Genomic DNA, 24364 nt, shown 5'->3' with positions numbered 1-24364 from the left:
GCGCCGCGCTTCCCGATTTAATCGTCAGCAGGCAAAAAAAGGAACGACGGGCATGAAGAAGTGGACAATTTTGTGGTTAAGTGGGCTGATGGGCCTTGCCGTCGGCCCGCACGCGTTGTCCGCAGAGAGCGAATCGACGACCGCGGCAGCGCCCTACCTGCTCGCCGGCGCGCCGAGCTTTGACCAGTCGATCAGTCAGTTCCGCGAGAAATTCAACGCCGATAACCCAAAGCTGCCTCTGAACGAATTCCGTTCCATCGCCACCAGTCGCGATCGGGCTAACCTGACCCGCGCCGCCAGCAAAATTAACGAAAATCTCTATGCCTCCACCGCGCTGGAGCGCGGCACGCTGAAGATCAAATCCATGCAGATCACCTGGCTGCCGATCCAGGGGCCGGAGCAAAAGTCGGCCAGGACCAAAGCGCTGGAGTATATGAGCGCCATGATCCGCGCCTTCGTGCCGACTTTTAGCCAGGCGCAAAGCCAGCAAAAACTGCAGAAACTGCTGGCCGCCGGCAAGGGCAAGCGCTACTTCGCCGATACCGAAGGCGCCGTGCGCTATGTGGTGGCAGATCATGGGGAAAAGGGCCTGACCTTCGCCATTGAACCGATTAAGCTGGCGCTATCTGAAACGCTGGAAGGTAACAATAAATGACAAAAAGCAAAGCCTTTCCAGTGACGAGTCTCTATACTGTTTCACAGACCATGCTGCCCTCTGGGGCGGCTATATTCCTTAATTCGCTTAAGTAGCGTGGAGAATTAAAATGCGACATCCTTTAGTGATGGGTAACTGGAAACTGAACGGCAGCCGCCACATGGTAAACGAACTGGTTGCGAACCTGCGTACCGAGCTGGCTGGCGTAAGCGGCTGTGCAGTTGCCATCGCCCCGCCGGAAATGTATCTGGACCTGGCTAAGCGCGCGGCAGAAGGCAGCCACATTCACCTGGGCGCGCAGAACGTTGACGTGAACCTGTCCGGCGCATTCACCGGTGAAACCTCCGCCGAAATGCTGAAAGATATCGGCGCGCAGTACATCATCATCGGCCACTCCGAGCGTCGTACCTACCACAAAGAATCCGACGAGCTGATCGCGAAGAAATTCGCGGTGCTGAAAGAGCAGGGTCTGACCCCGGTTCTGTGCATCGGTGAAACCGAAGCCGAAAACGAAGCGGGCAAAACGGAAGAAGTTTGCGCGCGTCAGATCGACGCCGTGCTGAAAACCCAGGGCGCTGCCGCTTTCGAAGGCGTGGTTATCGCTTACGAACCAGTATGGGCTATCGGTACCGGCAAATCAGCGACCCCGGCTCAGGCGCAGGCGGTGCACAAATTCATCCGTGACCACATTGCTAAAGCTGACGCCAAAATCGCTGAGCAAGTGATCATCCAGTACGGCGGTTCCGTTAACGCTGGCAACGCCGCAGAGCTGTTCACCCAGCCGGACATCGACGGCGCGCTGGTTGGCGGCGCCTCCCTGAAAGCTGACGCTTTCGCGGTGATCGTTAAAGCAGCAGAAGCAGCGAAAAAAGCGTAATTCGCTTTTCCCGGTGGCGACACGCGACCGGGTTGACTGACAAAACGTGGGAGCCCGGCCTAGCACAGCGCAAGCCGGGCTTTCTTTTGCCGTTACAGTTTTCCCAACAGCTGATACCAGGCGTAGTCCAGCGGCAGTAAAATCAGATAACTCACCGCCGCCAGCGCCAGACACAGTTGCATCCCCGCCCTCGCCGGGACCTTGCCTAACCCCATCGCCACCACGATCGGCGACGCCTGATAGGGCAGCAGCGGCGTGGAATAGCCCAGCACCTGAATCATAATCACGCTTAGCAGCGGGAAGCCGGTGGCGTCGGCAAAGCTCTGGGCAAAGGTGGTGTAGAGCGCCGGCACGCCGTTGGCGGTCATAATAAAGTTCAGCGCGCTGGTTATCCCGGTCAGGGCGAGAAAGCTGGTGAAAGGATTGTCTTTATCCAGGGGCATCACCTGCAGCAGCGCATTGCCCACCGCGCCGCCAATCCCGGTTTGGGTGACGGCGATCGCTAGCCCCAGAATCCCGGCGACGTAAATGCAGGTGCGCATATTCACCCCGCTGGCAAACTCCTCGCCGTTGATAAAGCCCACCCGCGGCAGCAGCGTGATCACAGCCGCCGCCAGGCCGGTCCACGCCGGGCCGACGCCGTGCCAGCTCTCGGTCACCCATAGCGAGAGGACCACCGCCAGCAGCCACGCCAGACGTTTCTCGTCGCGGCTCATCGGCGGCAGCGGCGTCAGGTCGCGCGGTGGATGCGGCTTGCCGGGAAACAGCCAGCAAATCAGCGCCACCAGCACCGCCCCTTTCAGCCAGCCAAGCACCGGCGTATGCAGCAGTAAATAGGGAACATAATTCAGATGGATACCGTACGAGCCTTCCGCCGCGCCACTCATCACCAGATTCGGCACGTTGGCGGGCAAAATCGTCGCCGACAGCTGAAAGGTGCCGAACCCCACCGCCAGCGCCAGGCCGAACCAGCCGCGGCTACCGTCGGCAATGCCCGCGCGGCGGGCCATCGCCGCCACGATCGGCATCAGCAGCGCGATGCGCCCCATGTTGGAGGGCATCACGAACGCCAGGGCGTAGCTCAGGAGTACCACGCTGGCGACCATCCGCGGCCAGGAGTCGGTGAGCCTGGCCGACAGCGCCTGCGCCGCCCGGTCCGCCAGTCCGGTTTTACGGATGGCGATGCCGAGCACAAAGCCGCTGAACACCAGCCAGAACGCCGAAGAGGCAAAGCCGCCGAAGATCACCTCCGGCGGAGCGATTTTCGCCATCATTGCCGCTGCGAAGAACAGCAGCGCGGTGATAAATTCCGGCAGCAGCGACGTCGCCCAGAGCACGATGGTGACGCCGACAATCAATGAAGGAAGGAACAGCGGGTGGGTAAGCCAGAGCGACATGCCTGTCTCCTGTCGTTTTTTTCAGCAAGAATACGACGACAGGTAAGACAGGTAAACGCCAGAACTAGTGGTTTGCGTTAAGGATGGCGCAGCGATGATCCTGAATTTCTTCCGCTGAAGCCCGGTTCAGGGTCAGCAGGTTACGCTCCGTCGCCAGCAGCACCAGCGAGCCGTCGCTCTGTTGCGCCATTGCCAGCGCGAAGCGTCCCATATGTTCACGCGCCTCCGGCACCTCTTCCGCCAGCATCAGGAACGGGCTACGCTGGGTCAGCTCCGCCTCCGTCACCCGGCGCGCCAGGTATTCGTGGCCCTGAAGCCCGCCCGGTAGCGGCAGCCAGCGGCTGCTGATCGCTGCGGCATCCTTATCTAACTGCGCGCGCACATCGGGGCGCAGGCAGGAGATATGAATATGGAAATGGTTTTGCGTACGTCCACTGCGCGAGTTGATCGCCAGCGATACCGCGTTATCAGGAACCGGCGCGCCGTGGCGCTGGCTCATGATTTCACGCCCCTGCCAGGCCTGCCAGAAAAAGTTCGGCGTCAACGGATCCAGCAGCAGCGGGCTTTCGGTGCCGTTGATGCGGTAGGTCGGCATCAGCAAATACTGCAGCGGGCCGTTACGGTCTTTAAACAGCACATAGCCGCCCTTGAGGTTCACTTCCGCGCACGGCGACGGGTTTTGCTGCTGTTGCTGATGGGGTACGCACTGCTGCAGGACAATCTTGCGTAATGCGTCCGGGTTGCCAGAGTGCAGCCAGTAGTAGCCGCCCGCCAGCGCCGCGAGGATCGCCACCAGCAGCGCCAGCAAAAAGTATCTTACTCTTCTCATTTTCATTCCCTGTTAAGCCTGAAGCGGAAGAGTAGCGTAATTTGATGACTAAATGAAAACAGATGATGGACGGGGCGTTATCCCGGGTAGCGGCTGATGCCTTACCCGGGCTACGCACCGCACAAAACTGTAGCCCTGCTAAGCGTAGCGCAAGCAGGGACAAGAGAATTAACGCTGGCTAATCTGGTCGAAGGTGCCGCCGTTGGAGAAGTGCTCTTTCTGCGCTTTCGTCCAGCCGCCGAACTCCTGATCGATGGTAAACAGCTTCAGTTTCGGGAACTCGTTAGCATATTTCTTCGCCACATTCGGATCGCGCGGGCGGTAGAAGTTCTTCGCCGCAATCTCCTGGCCTTCCGGCGAGTAGAGATACTTCAGGTACGCTTCCGCCACCTGACGCGTGCCTTTCTTATCCACCACTTTGTCGACCACCGAGACGGTCGGCTCAGCCAGAATCGACTCACTCGGGGTCACGATTTCAAACTTGTCTTTGCCCAGTTCGTTGGTCGCCAGCAGCGCTTCGTTTTCCCAGGCGATCAGCACATCGCCGATGCCGCGTTCTACGAAGGTATTGGTCGAACCGCGCGCGCCGGAGTCCAGCACTTCCACGTTTTTATACAGCGCCTTGACGAATTCCTGGGCTTTCGCCTGGTCGCCGTGATTCTGATGCAGAGCATAGCCCCAGGCCGCCAGGTAGTTCCAGCGGGCGCCGCCGGAGCTTTTCGGGTTCGGGGTAATGACCGACACGCCCGGTTTGATCAGATCGTTCCAGTCATGGATCTGTTTCGGATTGCCCTTGCGGACGAGGAACACGATGGTGGAGGTATACGGCGCGGAGTTATCCGGCAGGCGTTTCAGCCAGTTTTTATCGATGCGGCCGCGTTCGGCAATAGCGTCGACATCGTAGGCCAGCGCCAGCGTGACCACATCCGCTTCAATACCGTTAATCACCGAGGTCGCCTGTTTGCCAGAGCCACCATGCGACTGGCGGATCACCACGTTGTCGCCGGTCTCCTGCTTCCAGTGTGCGCTAAACGCTTTGTTGTACTGTTCGTACAGCTCGCGCGTTGGATCATAAGATACGTTTAATAGCTGAATGTCTTTTGCCAGAACGCTGGCGGATGCCAGCAACAGAGTTAACCCTACGCCCCACTTATTCATCGCACCGCTCTCTTTATGTGTGTTGTGATGGGTTAAGCGTGCCAGAAAGCGATTCAATGATTAAAGAATAAAAAAAGATTGGCTATAACTTGCGGGTATAAAGACGCGAGTAAGGATGACCCCCTCCCGGGCGGGAGAGGGCGCGAAGCGATTAGACTTCTTCCATGCGACCCAGCAGCGCCTGCAGACGTTCCTGCCAGCCCTGCTGCTGCTCTTTCAGCTGGCTGTTTTCGCGCTCCAGCTCTTCACGACCATGCTGCGCGCTCTGAACTTCCTGCACCAGGGTGTTGTTCTTTTCTTTCAGCTCTTCGATTTCCATCTGCAACAGAGTGATGGTATCAATCGCCTGCTGAACCTTAGATTCTAATTTCTCAAACACTTCTAATGACATCGTCATACCTCTCCTGAACTTGCAAGGCGTTGATAGAAACTCGTGTTTCGTATACGCGGTCCCGCCTTAACGAAAATTAGCGCACATAGCGGTGTTATCGTCGATTGTATGAATCCCCGCCGCCCCTGTCCAGCGGCAAGCCGCGTAGATTGCGGTTTGCAACACTTTTCAGTCTTTACCTGGTGCTTTCAGCGCAGTTCGCTCGTAGTTCATGGGTCAATGTTAATTTTATGGTTAACAAAATGCGTGGTGAAACGCTCCGGCAGCGCTCTCGATGCGCGCAAATGGCGCGAAAACGCTCATTTTCTTGACGAGGCACACACATTTGAAGTTCGATATTTCTCGTTTTTGCTCGTTAACGATAAATTAACACTATGCCTACATGGCAATATGGTCGTCTGTGACCACCCTACATACAATAATCATCACCACGCTTCAGGATTCGATTATGAGCCAAACATCAACCTTAAAAGGCCAGTGCATCGCAGAGTTCCTCGGTACCGGGTTGTTGATCTTTTTCGGCGTTGGGTGCGTGGCTGCGCTCAAGGTCGCGGGAGCCAGCTTCGGACAATGGGAAATCAGCATCATCTGGGGTCTGGGCGTCGCCATGGCGATCTACCTGACCGCCGGGGTCTCCGGTGCGCACCTTAACCCAGCGGTGACTATCGCGCTGTGGCTGTTCGCCTGCTTCGAAGGCCGCAAAGTGGTTCCTTTTATTATTTCGCAATTCGCTGGCGCCTTTTGCGCTGCGGCATTAGTTTACGGGCTTTACTACAATCTTTTCCTCGATTATGAAACCACCCACCATATGATTCGCGGCAGCGTGGAAAGCCTCGATCTGGCCGGCATTTTCTCCACTTACCCGAACCCGCACATCAATTTTGTGCAGGCCTTCGCGGTAGAGATGGTGATTACCGCTATCCTGATGGGCGTCATCCTGGCGCTGACCGACGATGGCAACGGCATACCGCGCGGCCCGCTGGCCCCTCTGCTGATTGGCCTGCTGATTGCGGTGATTGGCGCCTCCATGGGACCGCTGACCGGCTTCGCCATGAACCCGGCGCGTGACATCGGCCCGAAAGCCTTCGCCTGGCTGGCGGGGTGGGGTGACGTCGCCTTCACCGGCGGCAAAGATATTCCTTATTTCCTGGTGCCGCTGTGCGCACCGGTGGTCGGCGCGGCGCTGGGCGCATTCAGCTATCGTAAGCTGATTGGCCGTCACCTGCCTTGCGACACCTGCGTGGAGGAAGAGCAACAGAGCCCCTCCTCTTCCACCGCTCAACATAAAGCTTCGCTGTAATCTGACTACGGGACACCGACTATGACCGACAAAAAATATATCGTTGCGCTTGACCAGGGCACTACCAGCTCCCGGGCCGTTGTGATGGATCATGATGCCAATATCGTCAGCGTCTCCCAGCGAGAATTTGAACAGATTTATCCTAAGCCAGGCTGGGTCGAACACGACCCGATGGAAATCTGGGCTTCCCAAAGCTCGACGCTGGTCGAAGCGCTGGCCAAAGCGGATATCAACTCCGATCAGATCGCGGCCATCGGCATCACCAATCAGCGTGAGACAGTGGTGGTGTGGGAGCGAGAGACCGGTAAACCCATCTACAACGCTATCGTCTGGCAGTGCCGCCGTACCGCGGAGATCTGCGAGCAGCTCAAGCGTGACGGGATGGAAGAGTATATCCGCAAGGCCACAGGCCTGGTGGTGGACCCGTACTTCTCTGGCACCAAGGTGAAATGGATCCTCGACCATGTCGAAGGTTCCCGTGAGCGTGCGAAGCGCGGCGAGCTGCTGTTCGGCACCGTTGATACCTGGCTTATCTGGAAGATGACCCAGGGCCGCGTGCACGTCACCGACTACACCAACGCCTCGCGTACCATGCTGTTCAACATCCACGAGCTGGACTGGGACGACAAAATGCTCGACGCGCTGGACATTCCGCGCGCCATGCTGCCGGAAGTGCGCAAGTCTTCCGAAGTGTACGGCCAGACCAACATCGGTGGTAAAGGCGGGACCCGTATTCCTATCGCCGGGATCGCCGGTGACCAGCAGGCGGCCCTGTTCGGCCAGCTGTGCGTCAAGGAAGGGATGGCGAAAAACACCTACGGCACCGGCTGCTTTATGCTGATGAATACCGGCGAAAAAGCGGTCACCTCCACCCACGGTCTGCTGACCACCATCGCCTGCGGCCCGCGCGGCGAGGTGAACTACGCTCTGGAAGGGGCGGTGTTTATGGCCGGGGCGTCTATTCAGTGGCTGCGCGACGAGATGAAGCTCATCAGCGATGCCTTCGACTCCGAGTACTTCGCCACCAAAGTGAAGGATACCAACGGCGTATACGTGGTACCCGCGTTCACCGGTCTTGGCGCACCGTACTGGGACCCGTATGCCCGCGGCGCGATTTTCGGCCTCACCCGCGGCGTGAACTCCAACCACATTATCCGTGCGACGCTGGAGTCCATCGCCTTTCAGACCCGCGACGTGCTGGAAGCGATGCAGGCTGACTCCGGCATTCGTCTGCACGCCCTGCGCGTAGACGGCGGCGCGGTGGCTAACAACTTCCTGATGCAGTTCCAGTCCGATATCCTCGGCACCCGTGTCGAGCGTCCGGAAGTACGCGAAGTGACGGCGCTGGGCGCGGCCTATCTGGCCGGTCTGGCGGTCGGTTTCTGGCAGAATCTGGATGAACTGCAGGAGAAAGCGGTGATTGAGCGCGAATTCCGCCCGGGGATTGAAACTACTGAGCGTAACTATCGTTACAGCGGCTGGAAGAAAGCGGTGAAACGCGCGTTAGCGTGGGAAGAGCACGACGAAGCGTAAGATTGTGAAGTTATTCCCGGCTTGCGGCGTAAACGCCTGAGCCGGGCTACAAAACCCCAAACAGCACGATCTTGTAGCCCGGATAGGTGCGCAGCACCGCTTCCGGGTTTTTTATCAACCAAACATCGGCAGCAGCAGGTACAGCTTAATCACCAGCGCGTTGACGATATCGATAAAGAACGCCCCCACCATCGGCACGACCAGGAAGGCCATATGCGATGGCCCGAAACGGTCGGTAATCGCCTGCATATTGGCGATCGCCGTCGGCGTTGCCCCCAGGCCAAACCCGCAATGCCCGGCTGCCAGCACCGCGGCATCGTAGTTTTTGCCCATCATCCGATAGGTGACGAACACCGCATACAGCGCCATCGCCAGCGCCTGCACCGCCAGGATAATAATCATCGGCAGCGCCAGCGAGGCCAACTCCCACAGCTTGAGGCTCATCAGCGCCATGGCGAGGAACAGCGACAGGCTGACGTTGCCCAACACCGATACCGCGCGATCGAACACCCGATACAACCCCGCCAGCGCCAGGCTGTTGCTGAGGATCACGCCGATAAACAGCACGCAGACGAAGGTCGGCAGCTCGAAGACGCTCCCCGCCAGCAGTTGCGCAACCACCTTGCCCAGCGTCAGACAGATGGCGATCAGGGCGATACTTTCGATCAGCACCAGCGAGGTGATCACCCGCCCCACGTCCGGCTTTTCAAAGGCGGTTGGCGCCACCTGATCGTCCGGTGTCCCGTCCGGTGAGGAAGAGTGCTTCACCAGATAACGCGCCACCGGGCCGCCGATCAGGCCGCCCAGCACCAGGCCGAAAGTCGCGCAGGCCATCGCCACCTCGGTGGCGTTGGCAAAACCGTAGCGCTCAACGAACAGCTTACTCCACGCCGCCCCGGTGCCGTGGCCGCCGGATAAGGTAATCGACCCGGCCAGCAGACCCATTAGCGGATCCAGCCCCAGCAGCGTCGCCATGCCGATACCGAGGGCGTTCTGCAGCAGCAGCAGGCCAACCACCACGATCAGGAAAGTGCCCAGCACCTTGCCGCCGGCCCGCAGGCTGGCGAGGTTGGCGTTAAGACCGATGGTGGCGAAGAACGCCAGCATCAGCGGATCTTTCAGACTCATATCGAAATCAATTTCGATATCCATGCTTTTTTTCAGCGCCAGCAGCGCCAGCGCCACCAGCAGACCGCCGGCAACGGGTTCAGGAATAGTGTATTTCTTAAGGAAGGGAACGGTTTGTACGAGTTTTCTGCCGAGTAACAGCACGAGCGTTGCGGCAACGAGCGTCGATAAGGTATCGAGATGAAACATAAAAAGCTCCTTATGGGCGCATGATCCATTCACACGCGACGATATTCCTGGTGTCTTTAGCTTCTCATCATGAGGAGTCAGAGGGGGATTTTACGCAGAACGGCGGAAAAATTGACAGAAAAAGATATTTTGTATCCTTAATGATGCGATTTAGCATACAAAATGTTAATTACCTCGTTGCGCATATTCACGGTATAAATTTTTATGAGCAAACGCTGGCAAACGTTTGCTTTTGGTCTACAGTCCGATAAAATTCCCGCTTTGCCACCTTGGGATTGCTTGTGATGTCCGTAAACACCGCAGAGTCAGAAAATGCGCAACCGGTTGCGCATAAACCAGCCAGCGAATTAATCTACCGCCTCGAAGATCGCCCGCCGCTACCGCAAACCCTGTTCGCCGCCTTCCAGCACCTGCTGGCGATGTTTGTCGCGGTGATCACCCCGGCGCTGTTAATCTGCCAGGCTCTCGGTCTCCCGGCGCAAGATACCCAACATATCATCAGCATGTCGCTGTTCGCCTCCGGCGTCGCCTCTATTATTCAGATCAAAGCCTGGGGCCCGGTCGGCTCCGGGCTGCTCTCCATCCAGGGCACCAGCTTCAACTTTGTCGCCCCGCTGATCATGGGCGGTACCGCCTTGAAAACCGGCGGCGCCGACGTCCCCACCATGATGGCCGCCCTCTTCGGCACCCTGATGCTGGCCAGCTGCACCGAAATGGTCCTCTCCCGGATCCTGCACCTGGCGCGCCGTATCATTACCCCGCTGGTTTCCGGCGTGGTGGTGATGATTATCGGCCTGTCGCTGATTCAGGTCGGACTGACCTCCATCGGCGGCGGCTACGCGGCGATGGCTGACCACACCTTTGGTGCGCCGAAAAATCTGCTGCTGGCGGGTATCGTGCTGGCGCTGATTATTATCCTCAACCGCCAGCGCAACCCGTACCTGCGCATCGCCTCGCTAGTGATTGCCATGGCTGCCGGTTATCTGGCGGCGTGGTTCCTCGATATGCTGCCAGCCAACACCGCCCCGACCAACAGCAGCCTCATCACCGTCCCGACGCCGCTCTATTATGGCCTCGGCATCGACTGGAGTCTGCTGCTGCCCCTGATGCTGGTGTTTATGATCACCTCCCTGGAAACCATCGGCGATATCACCGCCACCTCCGACGTCTCCGAACAGCCGGTCTCGGGTCCGCTGTATATGAAACGCCTGAAAGGCGGCGTGCTGGCTAACGGCCTGAACTCCTTCGTTTCCGCGGTCTTCAACACCTTCCCGAACTCCTGCTTCGGCCAGAACAACGGCGTGATCCAGCTGACCGGGGTCGCCAGCCGCTACGTCGGCTTTGTGGTTGCCCTGATGCTGATCGTCCTCGGCCTGTTCCCGGCGGTGAGCGGCTTTGTCCAGCATATCCCTGAGCCAGTGCTCGGCGGCGCCACGCTGGTGATGTTCGGCACCATCGCCGCGTCCGGCGTGCGCATCGTCTCCCGTGAACCGCTGAACCGTCGGGCGATCCTGATTATCGCTCTGTCGCTGGCGGTAGGCCTCGGCGTGTCGCAGCAGCCGCTGATCCTGCAGTTCGCCCCGGACTGGCTGAAAAACCTGCTTTCCTCCGGGATTGCCGCCGGCGGTATCACGGCGATTGTTCTGAATTTAATTTTCCCGCCAGAAAAGGCGTGATCTCATGCGTTCCCGGTCGCGCATCGGCCGGGACGTCCTCCAACCACCTGCCCCATCACGGAAATAAACCACGCCTGCCTTGAGAAGTGCGCCTAAATCGGGCATAACACGGTGATGTGCATCTCACAGAATGGAAGACCATGAAATTTCTTGGAAAGCTGATTCTCTGGCTGCTAGTCGCTCTGCTGCTCGTCATTATTGGCGCGTGGTTCCTGCTGCAAACCCACTGGGGCGCCCGCCAGGCCAGCGCCTGGCTCAGCAATGGCACCGGCTGGCAGGTCTCCTTCGATGAGATGGAGCACGATTTCTCCTCCCCCCTTCATGTACAGTTGCGAAACGTCACCTTTGGTCGGGAAGGCAAGCCTGCCACTTTGGTGGCAAAAACGGTCGATATTGGCTTCAGCACCCGCCAGTTTAGCGATCCGCTGCATGCGGATGAGATAGTCCTTAACGACGGCACTCTGAATCTGTCACCCCACTCTGCAGACCTGCCGTTCGCTGCCGACCGGCTGATGTTGCGCAATATGGCTTTCAACAGCCCGGAAACCGGCTGGGCGCTCAGCGCGCAGCGCGTCACCGGCGGCGTCAGCCCATGGACGCCGGAGGCGGGCAATGTGCTGGGGAAAACGGCGCAGATCCAGATGAGCGCGGGCTCGATGACGCTCAATGGCGTCGAAGCCAGCAACGTTCTGATTCAGGGTAAGATTGATCAGGGCGAGGTCACCCTCTCCACCCTCGGCGCCGATGTCGCCCGCGGCACCTTAACCGGCAATGCCAAACGCAGCGCCGATGGCAGCTGGCGGGTGGATAACCTCCAGCTCAACGAGATTCGACTGCAGAGCCCCGCCTCGCTGGCCGAGTTTTTCGCACCGTTAACCACGGTCCCCTCTCTGCAGATTGGCCGCCTGGACATCACCGACGCCCGCCTGCAGGGACCGGACTGGGCGGTAACCGACCTCGACCTGAGCCTGCGCAACCTGACCCTTAGCCACGGCGGCTGGCAGAGTGAGGACGGCACGCTGTCGATGAACGCCAGCGAATTTATCTACGGCTCGCTGCATCTTTTCGACCCGATCCTCAATGCCGAATTCTCTCCCCAGGGCATTGCGCTGCGCCAGTTCACTTCGCGCTGGGAGGGCGGCATGGTGCGCACCTCCGGCAACTGGCTGCGCGCCGGGAACGCCCTGGTGCTCGACGACACCGCCTTCGCCGGACTGGAGTACACGCTGCCGGCGAACTGGAAACAGCTGTGGATGACGCCGCTGCCAACCTGGCTGCAAAGCCTGACGCTGAAAAAATTCAGCGCCAGCCGCAATCTGATCATCGATGTGGACCCTGCTTTCCCGTGGCAAATTACCGCCCTCGATGGCTATGGCGGCGAGCTACAGCTGGTGAAAAACGGCAGCTGGGGAGTATGGAACGGCAGCGCGACGCTGAACGCCGCGGCGGCGACTTTCAACCGGATCGACGTGCGCCGCCCATCACTCAAACTGAACGCCACAGCCTCGACGGTCAATATCACTGAGCTTAGCGCCTTCACCGAGCGCGGCATTTTGCAGGCCACCGCCGCGGTATCCCAGCTGCCGCAGCGCCAGGTCAATCTGAGCTTCAGCGGCCGCGGCGTGCCGCTGAATATTCTGCAAGCCTGGGGCTGGCCGTCGCTACCTATAAGCGGGGATGGCAATCTCCAGCTGACCGCCAGCGGCAGCGTGCAGGCCGATGCCCCGCTCAAACCGACGGTCAACGGGCAGCTCAGCGCCGTGAATATGGAGAAACAGCAGGTGGCGCAAATCATGCGCAACGGCGAGGTCAGCCCCGCCCCCGCCGCGCCAGCGCCCACTCCCGTCACCCCATAGCGATGCCCATTCCCTCTCCTCTATGGGGAGAGGGATTGCTTCCCGGCAAAACTCCACTCTGACAACTCTCTCCCTTTCAGGGAGAGAGTTGGGGTGCGAGTCCTGAAACCTGTGCGCAATACGCGGCTATCTGTACCTATTTAGCGCAACAGGTTCCTTTCAAATATCAGAGTTGCTATAACCAAATCACTGGAAGTCGATAAAAAACCGCTCCCTGTACCTACAAAAATATAAAAGGATCAATCATGCCTGAAATACGTCAGCGTATTCTGGAGAATATGCAAAAATTCTCCCGGGCCATGATCGGCGCCGTATTGTTCTTGCCGGTCATTGGCTTAATTCTGGCCCTCAGTTCAGTATTAACTAATCCGACATTAATTGCTGAAACCAGTTTCTTACATCAGCTTGGGCAAATGCTCGGCGACACCTTTTGGCCTTTATTTGGCAACCTCGGCTTATTATTTTGCGTCGGCATCAGCTATGGCCTGGCAAAGGATAAAAAAACCGAAGTCGCACTGGTTTCAGTGATGTGCTTTATTATGTTTCTTGGCGCCAACCACTCCTGGCTGGAACACACCCATGGACTCGCCGAAAAAATTAACGGTGAATATTATGGCACCGGGCAAACCCAGCTGCTGGGCTTTGTGGTGGTGGATATGGGCGTTTTCCTGGGCATTATTCTCGGCTGCACGATTGCGTGGGTGCACAATAAAGTCTCTGCCATTGAGCTGCCTGGCGCGCTGTCGATGTACGGCGGCGCCAAGCTGACGCTGGTGGCGATGACGCCGGTGGTTATCTTCTACGCCATCGCCTTTACCTGGATTTGGCCCTTTATGACCCACGGCATCTCCGCCCTCACCGGTTTTATGAAAAATGCCGGGGTCGCCGGGGTCTTCGTCTATGGTTTCTTTGAAAAATTCCTTATCCCCACCGGCCTGCACCATTTCGTCTGGTCCCCCTTCCAGCTCACCCAGATTGGCGGCACGCTGAACGTGGATGGTCAGGTGGTCTCCGGCACCCAGGCCATTTTCCTCGCCTATATGCGCCATCCCGACCTGACGCCGGTCATGAACGACGCATTACGTTTTTCGCAGCAAGGGATGACCACTATCTTTGGCCTGGCGGGCGCCTCGCTGGCGTTCTACCACACCGCGAAACCGGAGAAGAAAGCGATGGCGAAGGCGATTCTGCTGCCGGCGATTATCACCTCGATGCTGACCGGCATCACCGAGCCGATTGAGTTCACCTTCTTATTTGTCTCACCGCTGCTGTGGGTGATCCACGCGACGTTAACCGCCGCCTCGCAGGCCATTTGCGACATCTTCACCGTACGTCCCTGGGGAGCATCGGGCCTGATCGAGTTTCTGATCTATAACCTGCCGCTGCCGGTCTCCTTAACGCGCTGGCCGGGCTATGTCCTTATCGGTATCGGCCAGTTCGCCGTCTACTACGTGATTTTCCGCACCCTGGTGGTGAAGCTGAACCTGAAAACGCCGGGCCGGGAAGATGACGAGAACGTGAAGCTCTACAGCAAAGCAGAGTACCGCCAGAAAGTCGCGCAACCGCAGTCGGTCACCGATGACATTATCCGCGGCCTCGGGGGCAAGGAGAATATTCTTTCCGTCGATAATTGTTTTACTCGCCTGCGCGTGGCCGTGCGCGATATGGCGCGGGTTGATGACACGCAATTAAAAAATACCGGCGCCAACGGCGTCGTACGCAATCGAAATGAAGTTCAGGTTATTTATGGCGTCAAAGTGGGACAGGTACGTTCCCGGGTTGATAACTGGTTAGCAGAAAATTAATGAGGAGTATTTATGAAATTAACCGTATTAGGCGGGGGCGGCGTTCGCTCTGCATTTTTAGCGAAATCTCTGGCCTATAACGCTCACCGCATTGGTTTAACAGAAGTCGTTTTTCTCGATAACTCTGCTGATAATCTGGCGATATTTGGCGAAATTGCCCGCTATGTATTTAATACCATTCGCCCGGATATTCAGTTTAGTACCACCACCGACCCGGTCGCAGCGCTGCAGGACGCCAACTATATCATTACCACCCTGCGGGTTGGCGGCGATGAAAGCCGCATTCGCGACGAACGTATTGCGCTTGAGCATAACACTCTCGGCCAGGAGACCACCGGCGCCGGCGGTTTCGCGATGGCCATGCGCTCGATCCCGGCGATCCTTCGCTATTGCCGGCTGATCGAAGAACATGCCGCCGAAGACGCCATTCTGTTTAACTTTACCAACCCGTCAGGTCTGGTGACGGAAGCGATTATTAAGTCCGGCTTTAAGCGCCGGGTCTATGGGATCTGCGATGCCCCCTCCGAGCTGATTCGTGAACTGCCGGCGATCCTTGGCTGTGAGGAGCGCGACCTCAGCGTGGAATGCTATGGGCTGAACCATTTCTCCTGGTTTACCCACTTCACCGTCCGTGGGGAAGAGGTGACCGAACGGCTGATCGCCAGCCCGGAACTGTACCAGAAGACGGCGATGCAGTACTTCTCCCCGGAGCTGGTACGGCTTTGCGATAATCAGCTCCTCAATGAATATCTCTATTATTACTACTATCGCGACGAGGCGCTGAAGGCGATTCAGGGGGCCGGCGAGACGCGCGGAGAGCAGATCGCCCGCATCAATCAGGAGATGCGCGAGGCACTGCGCACCGTGGATGCCAGAACGCAACCGGAGGCCGCCTTCACCATCTGGATGCAGCATTACCTACGCCGGGAAAACAGCTATATGCAGAACGAATCCCGGCAGGAGAAATTCCACACCCGCGAACCGCTGACGCTGCGCCAGTTTATCGAAGAGCCGGACACCGGCGGCTATGCCGGAGTGGCGCTGGATATCCTGGAAGCGGTGAACAGCACCACCACTAAGCGGATCGTGGTGTCGATCCAGAATAATGGCACGCTCGATTTTTTACGCCCGGACGACGTGATCGAGATCAGCTGCGACCTGAGCCGGGATGGCCTCAAGCCGGTGACGCCGGTGAAGGTGCCGACGGCGCAGAAGAATATGATTGCCTGCGTGAAAGAGTATGAGCGGCTGGCGGTGGCGGCAATCCTGCAGCAGGATAAATCGCTGGCGGTGCGGGCGCTGATGGCGCACCCGCTGATCGGTTCCTATTCGCTGGCGAAAACCCTGGTCGAAGCCTATCTCGACGATGAGCAGTTCGCCGCCTGGCGGTAATCCGCTGCCGATGGGATTCCCCCGCTCGCACCGCGCTTAGCGGGGGCTAACTATTGCTACGTAGACTGGTAAACCACATCTTCAATAGTCGCTCAAAGCCTAAGATGCAGTAGCCGAAAAACGGGTTGCTCCAGTAAATATCATCATCGAACTTCTGCGGGTCGTGAATAATAAACGCCGTATCCGCGGCCTGCGCCAGCGGGCTTTGGTAGTCGCCGGTAAAGCAGACCAGATTAATCTCCTTCCCCTCCAGGGCCTTAACCCAGTTGAGCGCCGAGCTGCTGAGCCCGGATTTAGAAATGATCCAGATGGAGTCGAAGCAGGCGGCGTTTTTCTGTTCGAGGATTTCGTAATCGGGCCACAGCGCCAGGCTGGCATTCACGCCGGTGACGAGAAACTTGTTGTAAATATACTGGGCGATCAGCTGTGAAAAGCCGCTGCCGTGGATCAGGATGCGCTGCTGTTTAAGGCTTGCCAGCAGCGGCGTCAGCGCTTCTTCCGGCTGAACGCTCATGTAGTCGATATCGTTGGTGACATCGAGCTTCGGCATGGTGATATTGAACTTGATAAAGTAAACCAGCTCCAGCCAGCCGCTGAACTTCAGTTTCTTTGCCAGCCGGACCAGGGAAGAGGGGTTGCTGTAGCACTGTTCGGCCACAGCGCGAACTCCCTGGCGGATACACTGCTCCGGGTCGTTCTGAATAAAGCGCAGCACGGTCATTTCCGTTTTGCTTAGCTTCACGTCACGAAAGATATTTTCTACGTCCATGGCGGGCTCCTCTCAGCGGCAGAATACGCTAACACCGTTCGACAACCGCGTCTGCGGCCTGAGTCACCACAATGAAATGAACGTTACTTTTTGTACAAAAATGGAATAAAAAAACCCTCTCCGCCTGGCGAAGAGGGCTGCTGCTGTTAACCTATTTACAACGTAATCGTCAGCGTATTACCCTCGGCGCTCACCACCACGCCCAGTTCGCTACCGGTCTGCGTACCGCCCTGCACGCCCGCGACCTGCGGGATATTGCGCAGACACAGCGTCCAGCCGCGGGCCTCGCCTTCGCCGCTCACAGCGATGGCGTTACCCTGGCGCCTGGCCTTCAGGGTGAAGATCGTCGAGCCGTCTGCCGCCGGAACGTCACAGCGTGCCTCGCGTCCATCCTCAAGGTGGAACAGCTGGAAGGCGGTGCCCTCATGCCAGGCGTAATCCGGCTTCTGGTCATTGTTGCCCAGCGCCAGCAGGCTGTTGTCGCGAACGTAGACCGGCAGGCTCAGCGCATCGTGATGCTGCTTATGCCAGCGGCTACCCGGCAATTCATCGTTATGCCACAGATGCGTCCAGTGCCCTTCCGGCAGATAAAACTGCACTTCGCCGGCCTCGGAGAACACCGGCGCCACCAGGACCGAATCGCCCAGCATATACTGGCGGTCGAGATAGTCGCAGGCCGGATCGTCCGGGAACTCGAGCAGCATCGCGCGCAGCATCGGCGTGCCGCACTCGTTGGCCAGCGCCGCCTGACGATAGAGATACGGCATCATGCGGCATTTCAGCTGCGTGAAGTGGCGCACCACGTCGCAGGACTCGTCATCGTAGGCCCATGGCACCCGATAGGATTTGCTGCCGTGCAGGCGGCTGTGGCTGGAGAGCAGACCGAAGGCGCACCAGCGCTTGTAGACGTGGGCCGGCGCGGTGTTTTCGAAACCGCCGATATCGTGACTCCAGAAACCGAAGCCGGACATGCCGATCGACAGCCCGCCGCGCAGGCTTTCCGCCATCGATTCGTAGTTGGCGTAGCAGTCGCCGCCCCAGTGCACCGGGAACTGCTGCGCGCCCACCGAGGCGGAGCGGGCGAACAGCACCGCCTCCTGCTCGCCGACGGTCTCTTTCAGCACCTTCCACACCAGCTCGTTATAGATGAAGGCGTAGTGGTTGTGCATTTTCTGCGGATCGGAACCATCAAACCACTGGACGTCGGTCGGGATACGCTCGCCAAAGTCGGTCTTGAAGCAATCGACCCCCATCGCCACCAGGCTTTTTAGTTTGTCAGCGTACCACTGGCGGGCTTCCGGATTGGTGAAGTCATAAATCGCCAGCCCCGGCTGCCACTTATCCCACTGCCACAGCGAACCGTCCGGGCGCTTCAGCAGATAACCCTTCTCTTTCAGCTCCTTGAACACCGGCGAGCGCTGGCCGATGTACGGGTTGATCCACACGCAGACCTTCAGCCCTTTCGCCTTCAGGCGCTTGATCATCCCTTCCGGGTCCGGGAAGGTCTGCGGATCCCATTCAAAATCGCACCACTGGAAGGCCTTCATCCAGAAGCAGTCGAAGTGGAAGACGTGCAGCGGCAGATGGCGCTCAGCCATACCGTCGATAAAACTATTCACCGTCGCTTCGTCATAGTTGGTGGTGAACGAGGTCGTCAGCCACAGACCAAACGACCATGCCGGCGGCAGCGCCGGGCGGCCGGTGAACTGCGTATAGCGGTTAAGCACCGCTTTCGGCGTCGGGCCGTCGATGACGAAGTACTCGAGGTATTCGCCTTCAACGCTGAACTGGACTTTAGAGACTTTCTCCGAGCCCACCTCGAAGGAGACGCGCTGCGGATGGTTGACCAGCACGCCGTAGCCGCGGTTGGTCAGATAGAACGGGATATTTTTGTAGGATTGCTCGGTGCTGGTGCCGCCGTCCTCGTTCCAGGTTTCTACCGTCTGGCCGTTGCGCACCAGGGCGGTAAAGCGCTCGCCGAGGCCGTAGACGGTTTCGCCGACGCCGAGGTCGAGGCGCTCAAACATGTAGTTGCGCTGGGTCTTACTATCCTGCACGTAGCCGTTGTTTTTTAGCTGGCTACCGGTGATACGCACGCCGTCGCGCAGAAAATCCAGCCCCCAGAATTCGCCTTTTGTCACCCGCACGCTTAGGCTGCCGCTTTTCAGCTCGGCGAACCCGGCCGTATTTTCTATTTCGACATGGACGTCTTTCTGCACGTTCAGCGGATAGTGCGGACCGTTATCCAGCGCGCCCTGAAAGTGCTCCATGCGCACGCCGATTATCCCTTCCTGCGGCGAGAAAAAGCGCAGGGTGAACAATGGCGTATCCAGCTGCCAGGCGCGTTCGCGGACATCGCGCGGCGCGGCATAGACCACCATTTCATTCCCCTGCTGCTCTACCTCGTAAACCTGTACGGGTTGGATCAGGTTGAGCCCTGGTTGAATGAGCCAGTTTCCATCACTGATTTTCATTAAAACGTCCTCTTAGTTTTGCCATTCTTTTTCGATCGGGGCTGCCGTGAATTCTTGTTCGTTGCGACGCGCGCCCTTGGCCAGCTCGGCCATCATTTTTTTCAGGAACGGCGTTTTTAGCGTGTAGTAGCGTTTGGCGATTACCGCGCTCAGCAGGTAGCACACCGCCGGAACGAGGGTGAACAAGGCGATAATGATGGTGAGGGTGGCGCTGTTCTGGGTTTTAGCGGCGGCGTCATAGCCGCCGCCGGCCAGCATCCAGCCGATCAGCGCGCCGCCCAGCGCCAGCCCCAGCTTGAGCACGAACAGGGTGCCGGCGAAGCTGATGCCGGTCAGGCGTTTGCCGTTACACCATTCGCCGTAGTCGACGGTGTCGGACATCATTACCCACTGGATTGGCGTCACCAGCTGGTGCAGTACGCCAATGACGAAGATAAAGACAAACATGGTGATTTCGGCGTCCATCGGTACGAAGAACATCGCCACGCTGAGCACCGCCAGGAGGGCGTTGGTCCACCAGAAGACGCTGACTTTGCATTTCCAGTCGGTCAGCGGTTTCGCCAGCGCCGAGCCAATCAGGTTGCCGACGCAGTAGGTCGTGAGGAAGGCGGTGAACAGCGCCGCCGAGCCCATGATCCAGGTGGTGTAGTACATCATCGCGCCGCCGCGAACGCAGACCGCGAGGATATTGAGGATGGTGAGTACTCCGACCACACGCCACTGGTCATTGCGCCAGATATCGCGCAGGTCTTCACGCATCGAGGTACTGCTCGGCGGCGCTTCGACACGCTCTTTGGTGGTAAAGAAGCAGAAGGCCAGCATCAGGAAGGCAATCACCGACAGCACCGCGATGCCCCCCTGGAAGCCGAGCGCTTTGTCTTCGCCGCCGATAAAGTTGACCAGCGGCATCATCAGCACGGTGGAGAGCATGCCCCCCGCCGTCGCCAGCACGAAGCGCCAGGACTGCAGCGAGATGCGCTGCGTCGGGTTGTCGGTGATCACGCCGCCCAGCGCGCAGTAAGGGATATTCACCACGGTGTAGAGCAGGGTCAGCAGCGTGTAGGTCACGGCGGCGTAGATCAGCTTGCCGTTGTGGCTTAAATCCGGCGAGCTGTAGGCCAGCACGCAGACGAGGCCGAACGGGATAGCGCCGAAGAGGATCCATGGGCGGAACTTACCCCAGCGGCTGCGGGTACGGTCGGCAAGCAGACCCATACACGGGTCGGAAATCGCGTCCAGCGCGCGCGCCAGCAGGAACATGGTGCCGACAAAGCCGGCGGGGATACCAAAAATATCAGTGTAGAAAAACATCATGTACAACATGACGTTATCAAAAATAATGTGGCTGGCGGCATCACCCATGCCGTAACCAATTTTCTCTTTGACGGACAAAATGTGATCTTTCATATGCGCACTATTCCCTTAGTGGCACCGAGGGTTGGTACCGGTTACGGTTTTTGTAAACCTTTGCCGCACTAAGATGAATTGCGATATCTCGTTATCAGATTACGTTTCTTGTTTTCTGTGATCGCGGTAGGGAATCAGGGAGTGAAAAAGTGTAACTCACGGATTTTGTGAGGATTTGTCCAGGACTGTTCTGTAAAGTCCAGTTTTAACAGTAAAAAAGTGCGTTTAGGTATGTGGTAAACGGCTGAAAGTAGCTATAATGCGCCCCGCCTCCATGTAGCAATCGAGGCGCGGAAGATCGTCATCTCCGGTGAGGTGGCTGGACTTCAAATCCAGTTGGGGCCGCCAGCGGTCCCGGGCAGGTTCAACTCCTGTGATCTTCCGCCAGTTTGCCCCTGCTCCCCCACAGCCACGCCATACCAACCTGACCCCCCCCAAACTCATCATCCCAGCCAATCATTTTCATCCAAACCCTGCGTTATTTTGTCTCTCGCAAACCCGTTACACTGGCGCGGTGGCCGCGTGCCGTTACCAACCGAAACAGGAGAGCCATAATGACCCCCGAACTCAGACACTGTTTTTCCATTACCATCCAGGTTGATAAACCGATAATCGTCTCCCGCAGCCCGCAGACCGGTAAGCGCCAGCTGATCCCGATTGTCGGCGGCAGCGTCTCGGGTCAACTTCGCGGCCACGTATTACCCGGCGGCGTCGACAGCCAGATAATCGAACCCGACGGCACCTGCAGGCTGTCCGCCCGCTATGCCCTGCAGGTGGCGGAAGGCACGGTCTATGTGGAAAACAATGGCATCCGCCGGGTGCCGGCCCAGTATCATGACCAGCTTTTCGCCGACGATATGCGCTTTTTTAGCGATATTCCGCCTGAAGCCATCTATTTTCGCACCGTGCCCACCTTTGAGGTGGATGCTCCCGCGCTCAGCTGGCTAACCACCTCGCTGTTTATCTGCGCCGGTGGCCGGACCCAGGATGGGGTGATGCTCGACTTCTATCAGGTGGGCTGATTTTCACTTTCTGCATATAACTGTTATTGCCGTTAGCCCGTTTTTCCCCTCCCGGCAGCGGTCTACGATGGCTCCATCTTTTCATTCACCCGAATCACAGACCGGAGCAGTTATGAAAGCTATCGCCATTACTCAAGCCGCCGCTGACGGCAACAACATCCCTTCTTTAACCGAGATCGACCTGCCGATCCCCACCGCCCACGGGCGTGATCTGCTGGTCGCTGTGAAGGCTATCTCGGTCAATCCGGTAGACACCAAAGTGCGCGCCGGCTTTCAGGGTGACACGCCGCGGGTGCTGGGCTGGGACGCCGTTGGCGTGGTGCAGTCCGTCGGTGAGGAAGTGACGCTGTTCGCGCCCGGGGACGAGGTCTGGTACGCCGGCGCGCTGGGCCGGGCCGGCAGCAACAGTGAATATCAGCTGGTGGATGAGCGCCTGGTGGCGCACAAACCGCGCACCCTCGATAATGCCTCCGCCGCCGCGCTGCCGCTGACGGCGATTACCGCCTGGGAGCTGCTGTTTCACCGTCTCGGCGTTGAGGAAGGCGGCAATGCGGGCGACACGCTGCTAATCGTCGGCGCGGCGGGCGGCGTGGGGTCTATCCTGACCCAGCTGGCCAGTAAACTGACCGCCATGACGGTGATCGGCACCGCCTCGCGTCCCGAGAGCCAGCAGTGGGTCCGCGAGGCGGGCGCGCACCATGTGATCGATCATAGCAAGCCGCTCGCCGACGAGCTGGCGCGCATTGGTATCACGTCGGTAACCCATGTCGCCAGCCTGACCAATACCGAGCAGCACTTCAACGCGCTGATCGACGCCCTCGCCCCGCAGGGCAAGCTGGCGCTGATTGATGACCCGGAGACCCTGGACGTGGTGCCGCTGAAAGCGAAAAGCCTGTCCCTGCACTGGGAATTTATGTTCACCCGTTCAATGTTTGAGACGGATGATATGATCGCCCAGCATCAGCTGCTCACCCGCGTGGCGGCGCTGATCGACAACCACACTATCAAAACCACCCTTGGCGAACACTACGGCGCCATCACCGCCGCCAATCTGCAGAAAGCGCATCGCCAGCTGGAAACCGGACGCGCCGTCGGCAAGATCGTGCTGGAGGGGTTTTAAGATGATATCGCTTATCGCCGTGCTCAAGGCGAAACCGGGCCAAACGGACGCCCTGCGCCAGGCCCTGCAGGCGCTGCTCCTGCCGACGAGACAGGAGCCGGGCAACCTCGACTATGCCCTGTTTCAGCTGCGCGACGCGCCGGACACCTTCTATATGCGCGAGGCGTGGCAGGGACAGGACGCCCTCGATGCCCATGTCGCGATGCCCTATTTTCAGGCGTTTATGGCGCAGATGGAGTCTCTGCTGGCTGAGCCGCTGCGGCTGGACTTTCTGACGCCGGTTGAGCCTTAGCCCACCGGCTGACGAGGGGTGGGAAAATCACGCCCCTCCGCCGCGCGGGTTTAAAAGTGGGCGGGAAGCGTGCGGGTTATCTTTTCCAGCACCCCGCGATGGACCGTAATGTAACCACCTTTGCGCAGCTCTGCCAGAATCGACATAACACGGCTGCGCGACAGGTTGGTGCGGCGCTGTATAAAGCTTAACGCGTTAATTTGGCGACGATATTCCTCCGGGTAGTCCGCCAACTCTGTTAGCAGGGTTCGCACCATCGGATAAGAATCCACCCCCACCATCTCCTGCGAACGCATCCTCAACACCATCAGTCGCTGCGCCAGAATATGAGCCATCTCCTGCCACAGGTTTTTCTCATTGAGGATCTCGACCGCCACCTGGTGTCCTATCCAGCCTCCGCGCAAATCCGTCTCAGCAAATACGGAACAGTGGCTTTTTTCCGGGATACCATTAAACGCGCCGTAACCATCGATTAATCCCAATAGCGAAGGGGCAAATATCGTTGATACAACCATGCTCTTCTCCGCATGGCAAACGGAGGCAATCCCCTCTTCGATTAAAATTATTCCAGATTCTTCCCGGGTCGGCGGAAAACGATAATAGGTCGATCGCGGCAGCGCAAAGGGTGAGCTGACGGGCAGGAACGCAGATAACAGGGATTTCACCGCCAATAACGGCTTTGTCTGTCTTCCGTAGTAAAAGGACGTTAACGCCTGGTCGGTAGAGGGGCTGGCTGCAGGTATCGACATGGTTTTTATGCCATCAGGTCTGGTTGAAAAAGTGATTCGTTGAGAATCATAGTATCAACAGGTGAAATAACGAATAAAAGACAAGACGTTACGGGGATAAAAAGAGTGTAAGCATCATTATCTGCAATAACTATTTATCTCTATTCTACAGGAATAAATAATACTATATGCCGTAAATACCTATAAGGCTTAGCGGCGATAAAGATAAGGCCATCTTATTATTTACTGCGCTGGTTAAGGCCGCGCCTGAGGGTTTCTCTACCGCTTTCCCCCTCGCATCTCGGCCAGTCCAGGCTACGCTTATCGATGCCACTGACTACCCGCATTCCCCTCCCGTTCTATTGA

The 24364-nt window shown here is 58.2% G+C and carries 20 protein-coding genes and 1 tRNA gene; 12 read left to right on the top strand and 9 right to left on the bottom strand.

What is annotated here, in order from left to right:
* Positions 1-52 precede the first annotated feature (52 nt).
* Both ACR809_RS00540 and tpiA read left to right on the top strand, forming a co-directional pair.
* Positions 53-655 carry a YiiQ family protein gene (locus tag ACR809_RS00540; protein ID WP_060176178.1) on the top strand — a complete coding sequence of 201 codons (603 nt, stop codon included), beginning with the start codon at positions 53-55 and terminating at the stop codon, positions 653-655.
* A 109-nt stretch (positions 656-764) separates the two neighbouring features.
* On the top strand, positions 765-1532 hold the full coding sequence (gene tpiA, locus ACR809_RS00535; RefSeq protein ID WP_002922909.1) for a triose-phosphate isomerase: 768 nt from the start codon (positions 765-767) through the stop codon (positions 1530-1532).
* 92 nt (positions 1533-1624) lie between these two features.
* On the opposite strand, the gene ACR809_RS00530 is transcribed toward tpiA, so the two are convergent.
* The 4 genes from ACR809_RS00530 to zapB form a co-directional block, all read right to left on the bottom strand.
* Positions 1625-2929, bottom strand: a complete 1305-nt coding sequence (locus ACR809_RS00530; RefSeq protein WP_019724988.1) for an SLC13 family permease — start codon at positions 2927-2929, stop codon at positions 1625-1627.
* A gap of 64 nt (positions 2930-2993) precedes the next feature.
* A complete protein-coding gene (locus tag ACR809_RS00525; RefSeq protein ID WP_162828893.1) occupies positions 2994-3764 on the bottom strand; it encodes a CDP-diacylglycerol diphosphatase in 771 nt (256 codons plus the stop codon).
* A 162-nt stretch (positions 3765-3926) separates the two neighbouring features.
* A complete protein-coding gene (locus ACR809_RS00520) occupies positions 3927-4916 on the bottom strand; it encodes a sulfate ABC transporter substrate-binding protein (RefSeq protein ID WP_002922936.1) in 990 nt (329 codons plus the stop codon).
* A 151-nt stretch (positions 4917-5067) separates the two neighbouring features.
* Entirely contained in the window at positions 5068-5313 is a 246-nt protein-coding gene (zapB, locus tag ACR809_RS00515; RefSeq protein WP_004150222.1) for a septal ring assembly protein ZapB, read from the bottom strand.
* Between the two features lie 442 nt (positions 5314-5755).
* On the opposite strand from zapB, the gene ACR809_RS00510 reads away from it, so the two are divergent.
* Both ACR809_RS00510 and glpK read left to right on the top strand, forming a co-directional pair.
* Complete coding sequence (locus ACR809_RS00510) at positions 5756-6607, top strand: MIP/aquaporin family protein (protein WP_002922941.1); 852 nt, start codon at positions 5756-5758, stop codon at positions 6605-6607.
* A gap of 21 nt (positions 6608-6628) precedes the next feature.
* Positions 6629-8140, top strand: coding sequence for a glycerol kinase GlpK (glpK, locus tag ACR809_RS00505; protein ID WP_064179082.1), 1512 nt, complete (start codon positions 6629-6631; stop codon positions 8138-8140).
* Between the two features lie 114 nt (positions 8141-8254).
* On the opposite strand, the gene gltS is transcribed toward glpK, so the two are convergent.
* The gene (gene gltS / locus ACR809_RS00500) at positions 8255-9457 is read right to left on the bottom strand and encodes a sodium/glutamate symporter (RefSeq protein WP_002922948.1); all 1203 of its coding nucleotides are present in this window, start codon (positions 9455-9457) and stop codon (positions 8255-8257) included.
* Between the two features lie 284 nt (positions 9458-9741).
* Between gltS and ACR809_RS00495 the strand changes: the two genes are divergently transcribed.
* The 4 genes from ACR809_RS00495 (at position 9742) to ACR809_RS00480 (ending at position 16186) form a co-directional block, all read left to right on the top strand.
* Positions 9742-11133, top strand: a complete 1392-nt coding sequence (locus tag ACR809_RS00495) for a nucleobase:cation symporter-2 family protein (protein WP_002922950.1) — start codon at positions 9742-9744, stop codon at positions 11131-11133.
* Between the two features lie 140 nt (positions 11134-11273).
* A complete protein-coding gene (locus ACR809_RS00490; RefSeq protein ID WP_122051022.1) occupies positions 11274-12989 on the top strand; it encodes an AsmA family protein in 1716 nt (571 codons plus the stop codon).
* 245 nt (positions 12990-13234) lie between these two features.
* Positions 13235-14794, top strand: coding sequence for a PTS transporter subunit EIIC (locus tag ACR809_RS00485; RefSeq protein WP_002922953.1), 1560 nt, complete (start codon positions 13235-13237; stop codon positions 14792-14794).
* 12 nt (positions 14795-14806) lie between these two features.
* The gene (locus tag ACR809_RS00480; RefSeq protein ID WP_004150228.1) at positions 14807-16186 is read left to right on the top strand and encodes a family 4 glycosyl hydrolase; all 1380 of its coding nucleotides are present in this window, start codon (positions 14807-14809) and stop codon (positions 16184-16186) included.
* Between the two features lie 46 nt (positions 16187-16232).
* Here the strand turns inward: ACR809_RS00480 and ACR809_RS00475 are convergent, their stop codons facing one another.
* From ACR809_RS00475 to ACR809_RS00465, 3 genes are all read right to left on the bottom strand, one after another.
* Entirely contained in the window at positions 16233-16955 is a 723-nt protein-coding gene (locus tag ACR809_RS00475) for a MurR/RpiR family transcriptional regulator (RefSeq protein ID WP_102098108.1), read from the bottom strand.
* A 155-nt stretch (positions 16956-17110) separates the two neighbouring features.
* Positions 17111-19429: an alpha-xylosidase gene (gene yicI / locus ACR809_RS00470; RefSeq protein ID WP_102098107.1), complete on the bottom strand. Its 2319-nt coding sequence runs from the start codon at positions 19427-19429 to the stop codon at positions 17111-17113.
* A gap of 12 nt (positions 19430-19441) precedes the next feature.
* Complete coding sequence (locus ACR809_RS00465) at positions 19442-20836, bottom strand: glycoside-pentoside-hexuronide family transporter (RefSeq protein WP_122051021.1); 1395 nt, start codon at positions 20834-20836, stop codon at positions 19442-19444.
* 292 nt (positions 20837-21128) lie between these two features.
* Here ACR809_RS00465 and ACR809_RS00460 point away from each other — a divergent pair.
* The 4 genes from ACR809_RS00460 to ACR809_RS00445 all read left to right on the top strand — a co-directional run bounded on the left by ACR809_RS00460 (position 21129) and on the right by ACR809_RS00445 (position 23270).
* Positions 21129-21223 (top strand) — tRNA-Sec (locus ACR809_RS00460).
* 167 nt (positions 21224-21390) lie between these two features.
* Positions 21391-21858: a DUF3237 domain-containing protein gene (locus ACR809_RS00455; protein WP_002922963.1), complete on the top strand. Its 468-nt coding sequence runs from the start codon at positions 21391-21393 to the stop codon at positions 21856-21858.
* A gap of 112 nt (positions 21859-21970) precedes the next feature.
* A complete protein-coding gene (locus ACR809_RS00450) occupies positions 21971-22978 on the top strand; it encodes a zinc-binding alcohol dehydrogenase family protein (RefSeq protein WP_002922964.1) in 1008 nt (335 codons plus the stop codon).
* A gap of 1 nt (position 22979) precedes the next feature.
* Positions 22980-23270 carry a putative quinol monooxygenase gene (locus ACR809_RS00445; RefSeq protein WP_004889187.1) on the top strand — a complete coding sequence of 97 codons (291 nt, stop codon included), beginning with the start codon at positions 22980-22982 and terminating at the stop codon, positions 23268-23270.
* Positions 23271-23320: 50 nt separating this feature from the next.
* On the opposite strand, the gene ACR809_RS00440 is transcribed toward ACR809_RS00445, so the two are convergent.
* Positions 23321-24019: a winged helix-turn-helix transcriptional regulator gene (locus ACR809_RS00440; protein ID WP_020801609.1), complete on the bottom strand. Its 699-nt coding sequence runs from the start codon at positions 24017-24019 to the stop codon at positions 23321-23323.
* Between the last annotated feature and the right edge of the window lie 345 nt (positions 24020-24364).

Source organism: Klebsiella sp. CD33 (assembly GCF_051992865.1).
GTDB lineage: Bacteria > Pseudomonadota > Gammaproteobacteria > Enterobacterales > Enterobacteriaceae > Klebsiella > Klebsiella pneumoniae.
The sequence above is the reverse complement of the archived record's forward strand: the minus strand, read 5'-3'. Positions and strand labels throughout refer to the sequence as shown.

What these genes read in the sequence shown, in the direction of transcription:
- ACR809_RS00540 (WP_060176178.1), top strand. Translation starts at nt 53, where the DNA reads ATGAAGAAGTGGACAATTTTGTGGTTAAGTGGGCTGATGGGCCTTGCC.
- tpiA (WP_002922909.1), top strand. Translation starts at nt 765, where the DNA reads ATGCGACATCCTTTAGTGATGGGTAACTGGAAACTGAACGGCAGCCGC.
- ACR809_RS00530 (WP_019724988.1), bottom strand. Translation starts at nt 2,929, where the DNA reads ATGTCGCTCTGGCTTACCCACCCGCTGTTCCTTCCTTCATTGATTGTC.
- ACR809_RS00525 (WP_162828893.1), bottom strand. Translation starts at nt 3,764, where the DNA reads ATGAAAATGAGAAGAGTAAGATACTTTTTGCTGGCGCTGCTGGTGGCG.
- ACR809_RS00520 (WP_002922936.1), bottom strand. Translation starts at nt 4,916, where the DNA reads ATGAATAAGTGGGGCGTAGGGTTAACTCTGTTGCTGGCATCCGCCAGC.
- zapB (WP_004150222.1), bottom strand. Translation starts at nt 5,313, where the DNA reads ATGACGATGTCATTAGAAGTGTTTGAGAAATTAGAATCTAAGGTTCAG.
- ACR809_RS00510 (WP_002922941.1), top strand. Translation starts at nt 5,756, where the DNA reads ATGAGCCAAACATCAACCTTAAAAGGCCAGTGCATCGCAGAGTTCCTC.
- glpK (WP_064179082.1), top strand. Translation starts at nt 6,629, where the DNA reads ATGACCGACAAAAAATATATCGTTGCGCTTGACCAGGGCACTACCAGC.
- gltS (WP_002922948.1), bottom strand. Translation starts at nt 9,457, where the DNA reads ATGTTTCATCTCGATACCTTATCGACGCTCGTTGCCGCAACGCTCGTG.
- ACR809_RS00495 (WP_002922950.1), top strand. Translation starts at nt 9,742, where the DNA reads ATGTCCGTAAACACCGCAGAGTCAGAAAATGCGCAACCGGTTGCGCAT.
- ACR809_RS00490 (WP_122051022.1), top strand. Translation starts at nt 11,274, where the DNA reads ATGAAATTTCTTGGAAAGCTGATTCTCTGGCTGCTAGTCGCTCTGCTG.
- ACR809_RS00485 (WP_002922953.1), top strand. Translation starts at nt 13,235, where the DNA reads ATGCCTGAAATACGTCAGCGTATTCTGGAGAATATGCAAAAATTCTCC.
- ACR809_RS00480 (WP_004150228.1), top strand. Translation starts at nt 14,807, where the DNA reads ATGAAATTAACCGTATTAGGCGGGGGCGGCGTTCGCTCTGCATTTTTA.
- ACR809_RS00475 (WP_102098108.1), bottom strand. Translation starts at nt 16,955, where the DNA reads ATGGACGTAGAAAATATCTTTCGTGACGTGAAGCTAAGCAAAACGGAA.
- yicI (WP_102098107.1), bottom strand. Translation starts at nt 19,429, where the DNA reads ATGAAAATCAGTGATGGAAACTGGCTCATTCAACCAGGGCTCAACCTG.
- ACR809_RS00465 (WP_122051021.1), bottom strand. Translation starts at nt 20,836, where the DNA reads ATGAAAGATCACATTTTGTCCGTCAAAGAGAAAATTGGTTACGGCATG.
- ACR809_RS00455 (WP_002922963.1), top strand. Translation starts at nt 21,391, where the DNA reads ATGACCCCCGAACTCAGACACTGTTTTTCCATTACCATCCAGGTTGAT.
- ACR809_RS00450 (WP_002922964.1), top strand. Translation starts at nt 21,971, where the DNA reads ATGAAAGCTATCGCCATTACTCAAGCCGCCGCTGACGGCAACAACATC.
- ACR809_RS00445 (WP_004889187.1), top strand. Translation starts at nt 22,980, where the DNA reads ATGATATCGCTTATCGCCGTGCTCAAGGCGAAACCGGGCCAAACGGAC.
- ACR809_RS00440 (WP_020801609.1), bottom strand. Translation starts at nt 24,019, where the DNA reads ATGTCGATACCTGCAGCCAGCCCCTCTACCGACCAGGCGTTAACGTCC.